This is a genomic window from Bacillus sp. FSL L8-0167 (assembly GCF_038630295.1).
In the GTDB taxonomy this organism is placed as follows: Bacteria; Bacillota; Bacilli; order Bacillales; family Bacillaceae; genus Bacillus; species Bacillus safensis.
In genome coordinates this window covers 516779-531600 of the sequence record NZ_CP152027.1, presented here as the reverse complement: position 1 = coordinate 531600, position 14822 = coordinate 516779, and the positions used below count along the sequence as shown (strand labels likewise).

At 42.2% G+C, this 14822-nt stretch carries 17 protein-coding genes; 1 reads left to right on the top strand and 16 read right to left on the bottom strand.

From position 1 onward, the window contains the following. Positions 1-37 precede the first annotated feature (37 nt). The 9 genes from MHB66_RS02560 to acpS form a co-directional block, all read right to left on the bottom strand. Complete coding sequence (locus MHB66_RS02560; protein WP_024425391.1) at positions 38-1045, bottom strand: PP2C family protein-serine/threonine phosphatase; 1008 nt, start codon at positions 1043-1045, stop codon at positions 38-40. Positions 1046-1055: 10 nt separating this feature from the next. Continuing rightward, positions 1056-1457, bottom strand: a complete 402-nt coding sequence (locus tag MHB66_RS02555) for an anti-sigma regulatory factor (RefSeq protein WP_024427376.1) — start codon at positions 1455-1457, stop codon at positions 1056-1058. 2 nt (positions 1458-1459) lie between these two features. Further along, a complete protein-coding gene (rsbS, locus tag MHB66_RS02550; protein ID WP_003214235.1) occupies positions 1460-1828 on the bottom strand; it encodes an RsbT antagonist protein RsbS in 369 nt (122 codons plus the stop codon). 4 nt (positions 1829-1832) lie between these two features. Continuing rightward, positions 1833-2663 carry an RsbT co-antagonist protein RsbRA gene (locus tag MHB66_RS02545; protein ID WP_046313972.1) on the bottom strand — a complete coding sequence of 277 codons (831 nt, stop codon included), beginning with the start codon at positions 2661-2663 and terminating at the stop codon, positions 1833-1835. A 115-nt stretch (positions 2664-2778) separates the two neighbouring features. Beyond that, positions 2779-3129: a type II toxin-antitoxin system endoribonuclease NdoA gene (gene ndoA / locus MHB66_RS02540; protein ID WP_024425388.1), complete on the bottom strand. Its 351-nt coding sequence runs from the start codon at positions 3127-3129 to the stop codon at positions 2779-2781. Positions 3130-3133: 4 nt separating this feature from the next. Beyond that, positions 3134-3415, bottom strand: coding sequence for a hypothetical protein (locus tag MHB66_RS02535; protein ID WP_003214273.1), 282 nt, complete (start codon positions 3413-3415; stop codon positions 3134-3136). Between the two features lie 294 nt (positions 3416-3709). Further along, positions 3710-4891, bottom strand: a complete 1182-nt coding sequence (gene alr / locus MHB66_RS02530) for an alanine racemase (protein ID WP_046313970.1) — start codon at positions 4889-4891, stop codon at positions 3710-3712. Positions 4892-5018: 127 nt separating this feature from the next. Beyond that, positions 5019-6035, bottom strand: coding sequence for an outer membrane lipoprotein-sorting protein (locus MHB66_RS02525; protein WP_098677666.1), 1017 nt, complete (start codon positions 6033-6035; stop codon positions 5019-5021). Between the two features lie 160 nt (positions 6036-6195). Continuing rightward, positions 6196-6561 (bottom strand): holo-ACP synthase, encoded by a 366-nt coding sequence (acpS, locus tag MHB66_RS02520; protein ID WP_046313968.1) that lies wholly within the window; start codon positions 6559-6561, stop codon positions 6196-6198. A gap of 94 nt (positions 6562-6655) precedes the next feature. On the opposite strand from acpS, the gene MHB66_RS02515 reads away from it, so the two are divergent. After that, positions 6656-7261, top strand: a complete 606-nt coding sequence (locus tag MHB66_RS02515; protein WP_041116754.1) for a rhomboid family intramembrane serine protease — start codon at positions 6656-6658, stop codon at positions 7259-7261. Between the two features lie 54 nt (positions 7262-7315). Here the strand turns inward: MHB66_RS02515 and MHB66_RS02510 are convergent, their stop codons facing one another. The 7 genes from MHB66_RS02510 to MHB66_RS02480 all read right to left on the bottom strand — a co-directional run bounded on the left by MHB66_RS02510 (position 7316) and on the right by MHB66_RS02480 (position 14765). Beyond that, positions 7316-8812: a PH domain-containing protein gene (locus tag MHB66_RS02510; protein ID WP_046313966.1), complete on the bottom strand. Its 1497-nt coding sequence runs from the start codon at positions 8810-8812 to the stop codon at positions 7316-7318. Further along, positions 8802-9281: a PH domain-containing protein gene (locus tag MHB66_RS02505; RefSeq protein ID WP_024425383.1), complete on the bottom strand. Its 480-nt coding sequence runs from the start codon at positions 9279-9281 to the stop codon at positions 8802-8804. The genes MHB66_RS02510 and MHB66_RS02505 overlap by 11 nt, the downstream gene beginning before the upstream one ends. A 114-nt stretch (positions 9282-9395) precedes the next feature. Continuing rightward, positions 9396-10895 carry a DEAD/DEAH box helicase gene (locus MHB66_RS02500; protein WP_034283956.1) on the bottom strand — a complete coding sequence of 500 codons (1500 nt, stop codon included), beginning with the start codon at positions 10893-10895 and terminating at the stop codon, positions 9396-9398. A 165-nt stretch (positions 10896-11060) separates the two neighbouring features. Next, entirely contained in the window at positions 11061-11399 is a 339-nt protein-coding gene (locus MHB66_RS02495; protein WP_046313963.1) for a glutamate synthase, read from the bottom strand. 127 nt (positions 11400-11526) lie between these two features. Next, on the bottom strand, positions 11527-12219 hold the full coding sequence (locus MHB66_RS02490; protein ID WP_024427369.1) for an alpha/beta fold hydrolase: 693 nt from the start codon (positions 12217-12219) through the stop codon (positions 11527-11529). Between the two features lie 18 nt (positions 12220-12237). Beyond that, positions 12238-13602, bottom strand: a complete 1365-nt coding sequence (gene murF, locus MHB66_RS02485) for a UDP-N-acetylmuramoyl-tripeptide--D-alanyl-D-alanine ligase (RefSeq protein WP_046313960.1) — start codon at positions 13600-13602, stop codon at positions 12238-12240. A gap of 80 nt (positions 13603-13682) precedes the next feature. Beyond that, positions 13683-14765 (bottom strand): D-alanine--D-alanine ligase, encoded by a 1083-nt coding sequence (locus MHB66_RS02480; RefSeq protein WP_041107469.1) that lies wholly within the window; start codon positions 14763-14765, stop codon positions 13683-13685. Between the last annotated feature and the right edge of the window lie 57 nt (positions 14766-14822).

Genomic DNA, 14822 nt, shown 5'->3' with positions numbered 1-14822 from the left:
TGTTTCCTAAAGTTTTATATACCCGCATGTTCACTTTCTAAACCTTTCTTTTGAGAACAAGTAAAGTAAAGTCATCGTGCAGCTGAAAATCCTGCAGTTTGAGTAAGCTGGCGTAGATGGCATCCACCATTTCTTGAGCTGAGTAGGATAGGTGCTCTGATATGAGTGTTTTGATGTCCTCCCGCTCTAAGAAACCATCCTCTGACTTGGATTCTGTGACCCCATCAGAGAATAAGATCACCATGTCTCCTGCGTCCAAATGCTTCTCGTACTGTCTGTAGTCAAAGTCTGGTGCGATCCCAAGGACAAGCCCTTTTGCATCTAAATCGTAAAATGTGTTCTCTTTTTTGCAATAGAAAAAGCCCGGCTCATGACCAGCCGATGCGTATTTAAACTCATGCGTTTCTTTATTATAGCTGCCATAGAACATCGTGATAAACATACTTGGGTCTACGTTTTGCTCGACTACACGATTCAGGGTTTTCAGCACCTTTGTTGGGCCGCTCCCTGACTCTGGCAAGGAATCCATCGCATATTTAATCATCGACATACAGAGCGCAGCCGGGATTCCCTTTCCAATGACATCTGCGATCGCGATATTGATTGTATCGTGATCCGTCACAAAGTGGTAATAATCTCCACTCATCTGTTTTGCCGGTACACTAATTGCACCAATATCAAAGGTATCTCCTTCTGGAATTTTCGTTTCCAGAAGGGTTTGCTGAACATTTGCAGCAATTTCAATTTCAGATTTTATTTCTTGCTGGATGCCTCTGAGTGTTAAATGTTCTTGGTAGGCAAGTCCGTACCCAATCATGACTTCAATTAAGAAGTCTAGTGAATGAAAAACATCTTCCGGCAAATCAGGGTAAAGCTCCTGAATCACTTTTCGGTGAACACTCACTATTTCTTCAGGAGGTATTTGATGCTCAATGGTTTTACGGCTAAATTTTTGAGCTTGATAAAGCGATGTTTCAGTTAAATCACTGATATAACGACTGAGCAGCTGATGGTACCGCTGCTCCATTACCTCCTTAAAATCCATGGTTTCCCTCCTAGCGAAGCCACTTAACAGCTTGTATCTCCGTTCCTTGTTCTGGTGCAGAATCTAATTTAAATTCATCCATCAGCCGTCTGACGCCCGGAAGACCTGCTCCGAGTCCGCCTGATGTTGAAAATCCGTCTTCCATTACTTTACGTATATCCATGATACCCGGCCCCTCATCTGCTGCGATGACTTTGAGTCCACGCTTTCCGCGCTCCATCACTTCTTCTATACAAATCTGACCTTTACCAGCGTATAAATAGATGTTTCGAGCTAATTCTGAAATGGCCGTCGTAATTCTTGCTTGGTCAACTGTTCCAAATCCAAGTTCTTTTGCAACATTGCGCCCCAATTGTCTTGCTGCGACTATGTCCCATTCCGTCAATATTCTTACACAGGATTGGTCTTTCATATCTATTCCCCCAATTCCCGCTTCAGTGTCTCAAGCCCTTGTTCAAGATCTAGTGCTGTCTGAATTTCTTCAAGCGATATTCCAAGTTCAATCAACGTCACAGCGACTGCCGGCTGTATTCCTGTTAATACAACTTTCGCCCCCATGAGCTTGGACATCGTGATCACATCACCTAATACCTTTGCAATAAAGGAATCAATCATGTCAACGGATGTGAGGTCAATGACAACACCGTTTGCTCCTGTTTCATGAATTTTATTCAGCAAGTCTTCTTGAAAGTGGAGAGCTGTTTGATCATCAAGCTCCCACTGTATCGAAATCAGAAGACAGTTATATAGTTTTAAGATTGGAATCTTCGGGTGATTTCTCACTGGGTTATCCCTCCAATGAAACAATTTTTCGATTTGTCATTTCCAAAGCAGTTTGAATTCCTTTTTGAAGGGTATTCTTTGTTGTAACTTGAGATAAATCAATTCCAAGGTTCACAATGGTTTGGGCTATTTCTGGACGAATACCGACAAGCAAGCACTTCGCACCTACTAATCTCACAGCCTCTGATGCTTGAATGATATGATGCGCTACCATTGTGTCAACGACAGGTACACCCGTAATATCAATTAAGACGACTTGTGAGCGATGTTTGACGACACCGTTGAGCAGATTCTCCATAATTTTTTTGGCACGTTCTGTGTCAATTGTTCCAACAAGCGGCATGACGGTAATGTGCTCAAATACTGGGATCAGCGGGGCAGAAAGTTCCTGCAGCGCGATTTTTTGAAGGTTGACTGTTTTCTCCCATGAGATGGAATACTGGTTTAAGATCTCGTTATGAATAGGTGAGATGAATCGATCAATTTGCCAGATGAGGTCATGACTTTCTTCTGTTGTATCTTTGTCATCGTTCATTTTGTGATATAAATGTGAACGGATTTCTGTTAGACCATTTGCCAGTAACTTAAGTGATATACCCATTTGAACAATTTTTAAAGCAAAAGTTTGCACTTTTTCTTCAAAATCTTCAGCATACCCTTCTGAAAGAGATGTAATGATTAATTGAACATATTCCGAACAGATGGTTTCATACATATTGTCGTTCAGCATCATGTCCGTTTCTTTTTCTCCGAGTCGTCTAAAAATGTCCGTCCACTCTTTTTGTAATTCCTCTCGATGCTCTCTTGCAAAAGCTAACACGATATGATTCGACATGTTTTACCCCCTACGTACATAAACAGCACTTCTTTTAGTCTTTCTTCATTATAACGTTAATAAAAATTGAACACAAAAAAAGTTGCTCCCAAGAGAGCAACCAAGTATCACCATATTAAAAATCAATAAGAGCCAAACTAACTTGTAAGGCTTCATCAACCTTCTCCATCATCTCATCATCAAGATGTGTGATTTTATCTGTCAATCTTTGTTTATCGATTGTACGAATCTGCTCCAAGAGAATGACAGAATCTCGTTCAAAGCCGTAGCGCTTTGCATCAATTTCGACGTGAGTCGGTAATTTCGCTTTTTGTATTTGGGCTGTTATGGCTGCAACGATAGCAGTCGGGCTGAAGCGATTTCCAATGTCATTTTGAATCACCAATACTGGGCGAACCCCGCCCTGCTCGGAGCCAACAACAGGAGATAAATCAGCAAAGTAAACATCACCGCGTTTAACAATCAAATGTTTAACCCCCGCTGACTAATCGCTCAACTGTATTCTCAGCCTCAAATTCTGCGTATTGTGCCTCTGAAGAGATATTCAGATTAATTTTCGCCATCTCCATGTAGCCGCGTCTCATCGATTCACGATTTTGTCGAATATTGCGTTCACGAATATACGTTTTTGTCGCTCGGTAGATCAATTCATTTCTTGTTACCTTATCCTGCTCTGCTACTCGTTCGATTTCAGACATCAAAGCCTCCGGTAGTCGAATCTTCATTTCGTTTGTTGCGCTGGATTCAGACAAAAAACATACACCTCCACAAAACTTACGGATACCGTTTCGATCCATTCCAAGACTAATCATACCATTATTCAATGCGCAAGCAAAGCTGTTTTTTCATGATTTCTTATTAGAACATGAAGCGGCTGTTCACCCGTAAATCAAAGATGATAATGGAGTTCCTCTTTCACATTATACGCTTTTTTCCGAAAATCATACGGTATTTCCAAAATCTCTAAAAAAGGGAGAATGTTTACCCCTTCTTTGTAGAATAAAAAGGAACGATGTCAGTTTGACGATCGTTCCTGTGAAAGCTGTTTAGAAAAAGCTTGCCCCGCCTTGAAGAAGCGGATTCCGCACATGCACCCTTTTGCCGTCCTCTATATAAACTCTTGGGACGCGGTGGCCAATGGAGCAAGTGACTTCATAGTTAATGGTTTCAAGCCTTTTGGCAATTTCATCGACTGATACCATTTCTTCACCTTGTCCACCAATCAAAACGACTGGCTCCCCTGCCGGAAGGTTCTCTTTCAGTTCAACCATGAATTGATCCATACATATCCTTCCGGCAATCTTCCGGCGCTTACCGCCAACAAGTACTTCCGTTCCTGCCAGCTTCCGGATCCACCCGTCTGCATAGCCGACTGGTACCGTACCGATCCATGTATCTTGATTAGCTGTATACGTCGCCCCATAGCTGACACTCTCACCCTTTTGAATGAGCTTCACATGGGCGAGTTTTGTATGAAGAGACATGGCTTCTTCCAGCTTGAAAGGAAGTTCATCTTTGATTTCCTCTGATGGTGACAGCCCGTACATACTGATGCCGAAGCGAACCATATTAAACAACACTTCTTTAAACCTCAAACCTGCTGCACTATTGGCACAATGAACGAGCAGCTTTTCCGTATGAAGCGGCTGAAGCAGGGTTTGAAAGGTGTCGACCTGACGATCAAAATAGTTCTCATCCTTTTCATCCGCGGTCGCAAAGTGAGTAAATACTCCTTCCAGCTGTAAATAAGAATGCTCGCTGACAAGCTTCTTTACTTCGCTGACTTGCTCCAACGTTTTCACACCTAAACGGTTCATTCCGCTGTCTATTTTCAAATGAAAACGAATGGGTTGTCCCATCTGCCCTTTCATCATATCGACGATTTCCCTCAGCCACCTGGTGGAGTAAGCGGTCATGATCACATTGTATCGAACAGCGGTTTTGACATACTCCGGCGGTACTGCGCCGAGTACAAGAATCGGTGCTTTAATGCCTTGATTTCTTAAAGAAATGGCCTCATCTAAAAAGGCTACAGCTAACAAGTCTGCACCTGCTTTGAGGGCAGCTCTTGCCACTTCTATATCTCCATGTCCATATGCGTTGGCTTTCACAACAGCCATCAATTGAACATTTTGACCGATATGATCTTTCATATGTGAAACATTATGCTTGATTGCTGTTAAATTAATTTCTGCCCATGTGTCTCTATAAAAGGCATTTGTGTCCATCAGTCACACTTCCCTATTGAATGATTCAATCCCCTCATATGATACTAAAAATCAAGAATAATGTGAAACAAATCAAAGAAAATCAGCCCTTGCACAGGGCTGATATGTTGTTTTTTAAGGCTCTCGCCTATTTAGCTGACTGGCCTTCTACACTCTTTGCGACCATCAAAAGCTCTTCTTTCGATAGATCACTTGAGGAAATTAAGTAGTCAACCCCGTCAGATGTCCATGAGAGGGATTGATCTGTCAGAACCCCTACTGTCATACCAAGATCGACCGGCTCGCCGTTCATCGTGACAGGCGTAGATGCTTCAGCTACTCGCGCTTTTTCCTGAATGAGTGTGAAGGATTTCTTGCCGCCGTACGTAATTACATAACGCTTCCCAGCATCTGTCGTCATTTCTTTCTCTTCCATCTTCTTCACGCCTTCTGGCATATCAACTGGTGTTTTCACCGCAAAGCTGTCAGATGGGTCTGCACTTGTGGCAACATCCATTTGAGAGAGTGTCATGTTTTTCTTCTCATCAAATGCATCTTTGTCAAAGGATTTATTGAATTCAAAGTGAGAGAATTCCACTTTCACCATTGGCTTTTTGTCGCTATCCAGCACTTTCACACTGGCAGGCGCCATTGTTTTCTTATGAAAGGTAATCTCTTGGGTAGGCAGCATTTGGTTGTGCTGATAATTGGTCTTCGTTTCGAACACATACTTTGACTCTTTCGCTTTGAACTGAGCTGCACTGTCATTTTTAATGTCCTTCACAAGTGATTCGAATAAATAGACCTGACTGCTATTATTCGGCCAATCACTATGGAAACGGAAGCTCTTGTTCAATGAAGGTGTCAGCACAAACACACCATTGCCATTTCTTAAAATGACTTGACTCTGATCCTTTTTCGGATTTTCTAAATAGACACGGTAAAGCTCCGGCTTTTTGTACCAAATTTCTACCTGGTACTCCTGCGGGTCATTTCCTGTCTCAATGGTCATTTTTGCTTTGGCTTTGTATGATGTCATTTCCTCTGCCTTTTTGTTTAAATCTCCAACGATATCCTTCTGAGATTTTTGACCGCATGCGGAGAGAATCAGTACAAAAAGGATTCCCGTTACAAGCAAAACAAAGCTTTTTCTCACCCTTTTCAACCCCTTCGTTAATTGTGTTAAAAGGAAGAAACCGCTTGTTTGACTTTAACAGTACGCCTCAAGAGTTAACTGCGTACCGCGAACCATCAAAGCCTGTTAGCAACTCGCCCTTCCTTATCGCACTACCCAATATATGAAGGGGGGACAAACAATATGCAGACTAGCTTGACAACCTTTCAATTAAAACTTGTGCAGCAGCATATTCCTTTGTATGGGTTATCGACACATGGACCTGATCTCCCTCTGCTTTCTCGCTTTTGATGAAGGGTTTCCCCTTATCGTCTTTTTGAATGTCTATGTCATGAAAGCTTAAATGCTCACCGATTCCCGTTCCGTATGCTTTAGCGAAGGCTTCCTTTGCCGCAAAGCGTCCTGCCAAAAATTCCAGCTGTCTTTTTTCACTGAGTGTAAGAAAGACGTTCTGTTCACTTAAAGTCAAAATTCGTTCCGGTAAACGGGGCTGTCTGCTGAGCACCCGCGAAAGACGGTCGATCTCTACAATATCAATGCCTATTCCTTTGATCATGAGGTACCTCCTATGATACTCGTACTAATTTGAGTGTTCGCTTCATAAACGTGTTACTATAAACTTACCATTATCTAGTCAAAAGGGGTTTGTTATGTTTATTCGAACGGAGAGCTTTCAACAATTTATTAGATCGTATCCAATCGTAACAGCGATCCTTGCTTTACAAATCGGCCTGTGGCTTATTTTTGCGGTTCCTATCCCTATTATACAGCTTGGACAGGATCATCTCGTCGGTTTCAATTATGGTGTAGCAGCTGGGGAATGGTGGCGTCTCGTCACACCTATTTTTCTGCACGGGAGTCTCACGCATATTTTATTCAATTCCATGTCCCTTTTCTTGTTCGCCCCAGCGCTTGAACATTTGCTTGGGAAGGTTCGATTTCTAATCATTTATCTCGGTGCAGGATTCATTGGCAATCTCGGAACCTATTGGGTGGAGCCTTTAGAGTATGTACATGTTGGCGCTTCTGGTGCGATCTTCGGTTTGTTTGGGGTTTATCTATACCTTGTCCTGTTTAAACCGCACATGATGGACCGCGGGAATTCACAAGTGATTTTAACGATTCTTGCTGTTTCTGTCATCATGACGTTCGTCAATTCGAACATCAATATCATGGCTCACTTATTTGGATTGATCGGCGGTATGATTCTAGCACCGATTACGCTGCTTTTCCATTCGAAAAAAAGACGCTATTAATCTCATAAAAAATGTCGATCACTCCTCAAGCAGGAGCTGATCGACATTTTTCGTTTAAGACGATTGATTTTTTTCATACGAATACCAATCAAATACACGTGCCGCATCTTCTTCCTCAAGGTGATGCACACCAAAGGAATCAAGCAGCGCAGAGGATTTCACAAAGGTGTGAATACTGGCGACCCGGCCTTTCTTTTGGAAAAAAGATTGCGTCATCGTATAGTTTTGCATTCGTTTTCTCAAGACAATGCCAGTGGTCTTGCCAATGCCTCTTGATGTCATTTGAATCAATGAATCTTTGATTGTATATCCTGATTGTTTATAAGCTAAATAGCCAAAGAATAGAGCAAGCGGTAACGGAATGAGTCCCAAATATCCCCATGGCGGAAAGCGTACCGACAGGATGATACCTACAAGTAACGGCACAAAGCCATAAGAGATCAGGTAGCGCTTGAGCGAACGTTTTGGCACTTTTTTCAGCTCTGTTTCTGGTGCTACATGATAATGATCGGTGAATTGTGACAGCAATTCATTTATTTTTTTCTTCCGAATGAGCGGAAATAAGACGGAAGAGGTTTCTTTCTCTGTAATCGAACCTCCTGCACTAACAAGCATCACCGTCGCAAAACCAAAAGGCTCACGGATCATATTCTCTTTGATTTTCACTGCTTGAATTCTCGCAAGTGGAATGGTCATTTGATGTCTCTCGATGAGCCCTCTTGTAATGATGATGTCATTCCCTTTTCGTTTTGCAGCAAAATTCGCATACTGAAGTGCTGTTACCCCAACACTCAAGATCCAAGCGATCAATACGGCAAGAAATATCAAAATCGCATAGATTTCAATGCTCGCATGGCTTAAAAAAGAGAACTGCTTGAAGAACCCGTCCAAAGGGAGAATTTCATCTATTTGTGTGTAGATGGCGAGACACCCTGAGATAATGACACCGATACCGCTTGAAGTGGTCGCAGCCAAAAGCAATTCTGGCACACCCATACGATAGGAGACATTGATTTCTTCCTGCATAGGTTTTTGCGCAGTCAAATGGCCATTCAGATCACCTGCTTCATCCGTCATTTCTTCTTCCTGCAAGCTTTTCTTCCGGTTGAAAATCGACTGCTTTAATTGTTCCGCTTCTGCTTTTGTAATCGCGGTCAGGCTCACTTCTGGACCATCCGTTCCGCCTGCCGTTTCGATTTGAACCCGCACTAAACCGAAAATCCGCTGGAAAATACCTTCACTTGTATTGACCGTTTGAATTCGTTCTAACGAGATATATTTTTTCTTTTTCGTAATCACACCCGATTCCACACGAAATTCATCGTCTTCCATCCGGTAAGTGAATCGTCTCCATTCTAAAATGGTAAAAACGGCTTTCCATAAAAGAAGCACACCAAGAATGATAAATGCATAAAAGCGAATGCTCGAATTCGAGTTCACAAAAATCAACACGAAAAAAGGGATAATGAAGTTTTTGATCATGGATACAGCATCTGATATAAAATCAATGAACATCGAAATGGGGTGTACACGTTTTGGTTCAGACATCATCTTCCGTCACCCTTGCTAAACGAGATATGTAATCACGAAGCTCATCTGCCTCTTCTAATTCTAGCGCCGGTATATCATGAACTGTGGCAGCAGTCGAAATTTGAACAGAGGCCAAACGGTAGCGCCTTAAAAGCGGTCCTTGAGATGTATCAACATGCTGAACACGAACCATTGGCACAATTACACGTGTGACGCGAATGAGTCCATGCTGTATTTCGATTTCATTTTCGAATACTTCGTAGCGCCAGATGTGGTGGCGGATTTTTGGTATGAGCCAAATGCCAAAAATGACCTGTAAGACCCATAAACCAGAAAGGATCGCTCCAATCCAATATGGCCATTGAAAATAGTAGCTGGCAACAAATACCCCAATGATGATGAGTAAGAAAATCAATGAGATAATTCCATTTTGAAGACGCCATACCTTTAAACCATTTAAACTAATTTGACGTTGCGGCTGTTTTCTCACATTCTTCCCCCATTCTCATACTTTTCTATCAATATATTACGTAACAAAGCCTAAAAAGTTTCAATTTCAGCCTGTTAAAAAAAGCGAACCCTGCAAAGGATTCGCTCTTGTATGTTAGTTGTTATAAGATTTCTTTTGACGACGATCGTTAGAAGAACGATTGCGGTCATTTGAAGAACGCTTTTTATCACCATAAGATGAACGGGTGTTCTTGCCTTTTCCACGGTAGCCTCCGCCACCGCCGCCGTCTCTGCGTTTAGAAGAACTGCGGTTGTTACGATGACGTTTAGAAATCATCGGTGCTTCATCTGTTAAACGAACAGGCGTTGCATCCGGCTCTTTTGTCATCATTTTGATCGCAGCTGCAACCACTGTCACAGAATCATGATCTTCCAGCAATTCAGCAGCAGCTGTCATGTAGAAGTTCAAGTTGTTTTCACTGATGATTGTGCGTAGACGGTCAACTGTTACTTGCTGTTGTCCTTCAATCGCCTCATCTAGTGTAGGTTCTTTCATACGATCCATTTTACGTTTAGTCGTTTGCTCAATCGCACGAAGCATATCTTTTTCACGTGGTGTGATGAATGTCATCGCCATACCTGTACGTCCAGCACGTCCTGTACGTCCAATACGGTGCACGTAGCTTTCTGGATCTTGCGGTACGTCAAAGTTATACACGTGTGTGACGCCTGAGATATCAAGTCCACGTGCTGCAACGTCTGTTGCGACAAGCACATCGATTGAACCCTCTTTGAATTTACGAAGCGCAACCATACGTTTTGCTTGAGTCAGGTCACCATGAATTCCTTCAGCTGTATAACCTCTAAGGTTAAGTGCTTCAGTCAATTCGTCAACACGGCGTTTCGTACGGCCGAAGACAATTGAAAGCTCAGGTGATTGAATGTCAAGAAGACGAGTCAATGTATCAAACTTTTTACGTTCGTGAATATCCAAATAGAACTGTTGGATGTTAGATACAGTCATTTCTTTCGCTTTTACTTTTACGTGTTCTGGGTTTGTCATGAAACGCTCTGCAATGCGCTTAATTGGTGCAGGCATTGTCGCAGAGAATAAAAGTGTTTGGTGTTCACTTGGTACATTTGAAAGGATCGCTTCAATGTCTTCGATGAAACCCATGTTTAGCATTTCGTCTGCTTCATCTAGCACAACTGTTTCAACGTTTTGAAGACGCATTGTACGACGGTTAATGTGATCGAGTAAACGTCCTGGAGTCCCTACGATGATATGAGGATTTTTCTTGAGCGAACGGATTTGACGGCCGATATCTTGTCCACCGTAAATAGGAAGTACGCGTGCACGCTTGTCTTGGCCGATTTTATATAGCTCTTCAGATACTTGAATCGCTAATTCTCTTGTTGGCGCAATGATAATCGCTTGGATATTTGGAGACGCTGGGTCAATTTTTTCTACAAGAGGAATACCAAATGCTGCAGTTTTTCCTGTTCCTGTTTGTGCTTGTCCGATGACATCTTTATTTTGAAGACCGAGAGGAATCGTTTCTGCTTGAATCGGTGTTGCTTCTTCGAATCCCATGCGGTTAATAGCCTTCATGAGACTTTCGCTTAATTGAAAATCTTGAAACGTTATAGTCAATTTATTCAAACTCCTTCTAATTGCTGTTTCAGTAATCTCGTGAATGATCATTAAAAACTGCCCTTTTCTGAAAGGACAGGTCCATTATATACAAAGCCCGAATTACCCTACCTTATATCTTACCATTACACTATTTGTTTTTCAACAAGACAGAAATGGATATATCTACTGTTCTACAATGACAGATTCACCTTCACTTTGATCTCCGTCCATCCATTTCCACTTTTCAAACAGTTGAATTTTTCCGTTATCCAGCTGCTTTGGAGTGGAATTGCAAGTCCCGCTTCTCATGCTGCCGTCCTTGCTTACATGGTGATATCTAAAATGAAGTGTTCCATCCTCATTCACAGTTCCTACAAGTACGCCAGATATAATACTGCCGCCTTGATATGTGCCCGTTAATATATTCCCGTCCTGACGATATTGAAATATGGTTCCTGCTGATACTTCTCCGTTACTCGAATTAGACTGCGGGATAAAGGTTTTTCCGTCATATTGAAACAACCGAATCGACCACCTTTTCTTTCCTATTGTACCATATGCCTGTCACTCATTCGACAAAAATGATGCAAATTTTAACAAGTGGGATTCAATTTATATTAGTTTAGCCACAATTTAGCTTTTCTATATATTAAATTGCTTTTTTTAGAAAATGTTCTACTTTCTCAAACAATTGCTGGGCACATGGCTCATGACAAACATGATGTTTACAATCGGGCAAATAAAACATTTCTTTCTGGCGAGACGGGACCTTATGATAAATAAATTCTGCACTTGAAGCAGGCACAATCCCGTCGCTTTCCCCTTGAACAATTAACACAGGCAGATGAAGCTTCTCAAGCGAATTCTTCGTTTGCTTTACCAGCTTCATAAATTCTATCGCAGCTGACAGCGGCGTGCTTGTGAGCTTATGGCGATATCGATCATATAAAGGGTTTGTATCAATGATCCCTGACAGGGACTCCTTTACCATCTGCCTTGTGTCTTGCATCATTTGTTTTGGGTTCACATATTTAGCCGCAGCACTTAATAGGACGAGACGGGCAACTGGGTACTTCGCTGCTAAGTAAGAAGCAATCATTCCGCCCATAGAAAAGCCGATCAAATACACGGTGTCACAAGTTCGATAAAGGGATAAAAGTTCGAGTTCAGCTGTCGCTATCCATTCTTGATAAAGAATGCCTTTTAACTGAAGCTCATCCCCATGCCCCGGAAGCGTGACAGACTGCACTTCCCAATCTGCCGTCTGTTTTAAATACTGCGCCAGCGGTTCTACTTCATAAGGGGCACCCGTAAAACCGTGGATACATAAACAGCCAATCATTCTGTCACCTTCTCACTTTTATAGTGCAGTAATGACTTCTTCCAATTTCATACCGCGTGAGGCTTTGACAAGCACAACATCGTCAGGCCCTGCCACTTCAGCTAGTTTTTTCTTCAGGTCCTCTTTGTCCATAAAGGAGAAGACGTGCTCAGCCCCGAATGATTTTTTCGCTCCTTCAGCAATGAATGCACCTAGACGGCCATACGTCATGACATGATCAATAAATTCCGGCTTGATGTAACGGCCAAGTTCATAATGATACGTTTCTTCTTCACTGCCCATTTCGAGCATATCTCCAAGTACAAGAATACGATTGGCGAAACCGTCCATATCTCCCACAAGATCAATGGCTGCTTTCATAGAAGTAGGACTTGCATTATACGCATCATTAATGACAGTGATTCCTTTGTCTGTTTTAAACAGCTCAAGACGCATCCCCGTCAACTTCGTTTGCATCAGTCCTTGGGCAATTTGTCTTTCATTCAGCCCAAAATGCTGGCCTATAGCAATAGCAGCAAGTGCATTCTTCACATTATGTTTCCCTAATACAGGAATGAGAAAACCTTGGGCATACCCTTCGACCTGAAATTCTGTTCCCTCTGCAAGCTGGTTGATGTGCGTTACCTTGATATCACAGTCCTCTGCTTCTCCAAAGGTTTTCACACGCTGAGAAAGTGAACTTGCTCTTTCGCGAAGCAAAGGCTCATCACCTAAGTAATAAAAGATGCCGTCTTCTTTTAATCCTTTTACGATCTCACATTTTGCATCAGCAATGGCTTCTCTTGATCCTAAATCTTGCATATGTGATTCCCCGATATTTGTGATGACTGCCGCATCAGGCTCAGCCAGATCTGATAAAAATTCGATTTCGCCTTTTGCACTCATGCCCATCTCCAAAACCGCAATATCGGTTCCTTCTGGCATTGCAAGAATGGTGAGCGGAAGACCGATATGATTATTAAAGTTACCGTTTGTTTTATGAACTCGATACGCTGTTTGCAAGACGGAATGAATCATATCTTTCGTTGTGGTTTTCCCATTACTTCCTGTAATACCGACAACACGAGGGTTTTCTTCTTTTAAGTATGATTTCGCCAGCTGTTGAAGGGCAGCTAGTGTATCCTCTACAAGAATTACCGGAACGCCTTCTGGCGGATTGGCTTCTTTTTGATTCCAAAGAACAGCTGATGCTCCAAGCTCCACTGCTTTCGAAGCAAATGTGTGACCATTAAAATGTTCTCCGATAAGCGGGATAAACAGGGCGCCGTTTGATACTTTTCGTGTATCTGTTGTCACTCCGTGAATCTGTTCTTCGCCAAAAGCTTGATTAGATAGGGTTCCACCAGCCATTTGGGCGATTTGTTTCACTGTACGTTTGATCATGATTTTTCGCCTCTCTTTCTCATTTCACGTTTGAAGGAAAAGAGACACTACCTAAGGATAGTGTCTGCTTGCTGCTCACATTAAAAAGTTGTTTTAATGGTTTGTTTTTCTTGATGGCGTTCAATTGCAAGTGACACCAGCTTTTCAATTAACTCTGGATACTCTACACCAGTGTGCTTCCAAAGTAATGGGAACATACTAAATGGTGTGAATCCAGGCATTGTATTCACTTCATTGATCAACACTTCACCTTTTTCTGTAAGGAAGAAGTCTGCACGTACGAGACCAGATCCATCGAGGGCTTTAAATGCCTTAATTGCCATGTCATGAATCGTCTTATATTCATCCTCTGACACACTCGCCGGAATGATCAAATCTGTATCGCCGTCTTCATATTTTGCTTTGTAATCATAAAAATCTGTTTTAGGCGCAATCTCACCAACGACAGAGCATTTCGGCTCATCATTGCCTAATACACCAATCTCGATTTCTCTTCCAACGACGCCTTCTTCTACGACCACACGACGATCATATTGGAAAGCGAGGTCAAATGCAGTCTGCAGTTCTTCTTTGCTGCGGCATTTGCTAATTCCAACACTTGATCCCATGTTGGCAGGTTTCACAAAGCATGGATAGCCCAGTACTTTTTCAACCTGTTCTAAGCTGTCTGGTGTCGCTTTCTCGTAGTCTTTTTTATTGAAAGAAAGGTGCTTTGCTTGTGCAAGTCCTGCTTGTGCAAAAACATCTTTCATCATGACTTTATCCATACCCGCGGCAGACGCGAGAACGCCGTTGCCGACATACGGGATATTTAACAGTTCAAGTAATCCTTGCATTGTGCCATCTTCTCCATTTGGTCCGTGCAGCAACGGGAAGACAACATCAATTTTCTCATCAGCCGATGCAGGCTGTGGAAACATGCTTTCATTTAAAGAAGTTGGTAAAAACGTCTTTGCGTTCTGTTCAAATTGAAGCATTTTGACGTTTGATACTGGTTCAGTGAGTTTTTCTCCTCTTAACCATTCACCCTCTTCTGTAATATAAATTGGATGTATATCGAACTTCTCAGTGTTAAGTGCTTTTGTAACTGCAAGGGCTGTTTGCAGTGATACATTATGTTCGGCTGACTTTCCGCCGTAAATCAATCCTAAACTTATTTTCAATGGATACTCCCCCCACTAAAATTCATCTTTACTATCTTATCACTTTCAAGCAAAAAT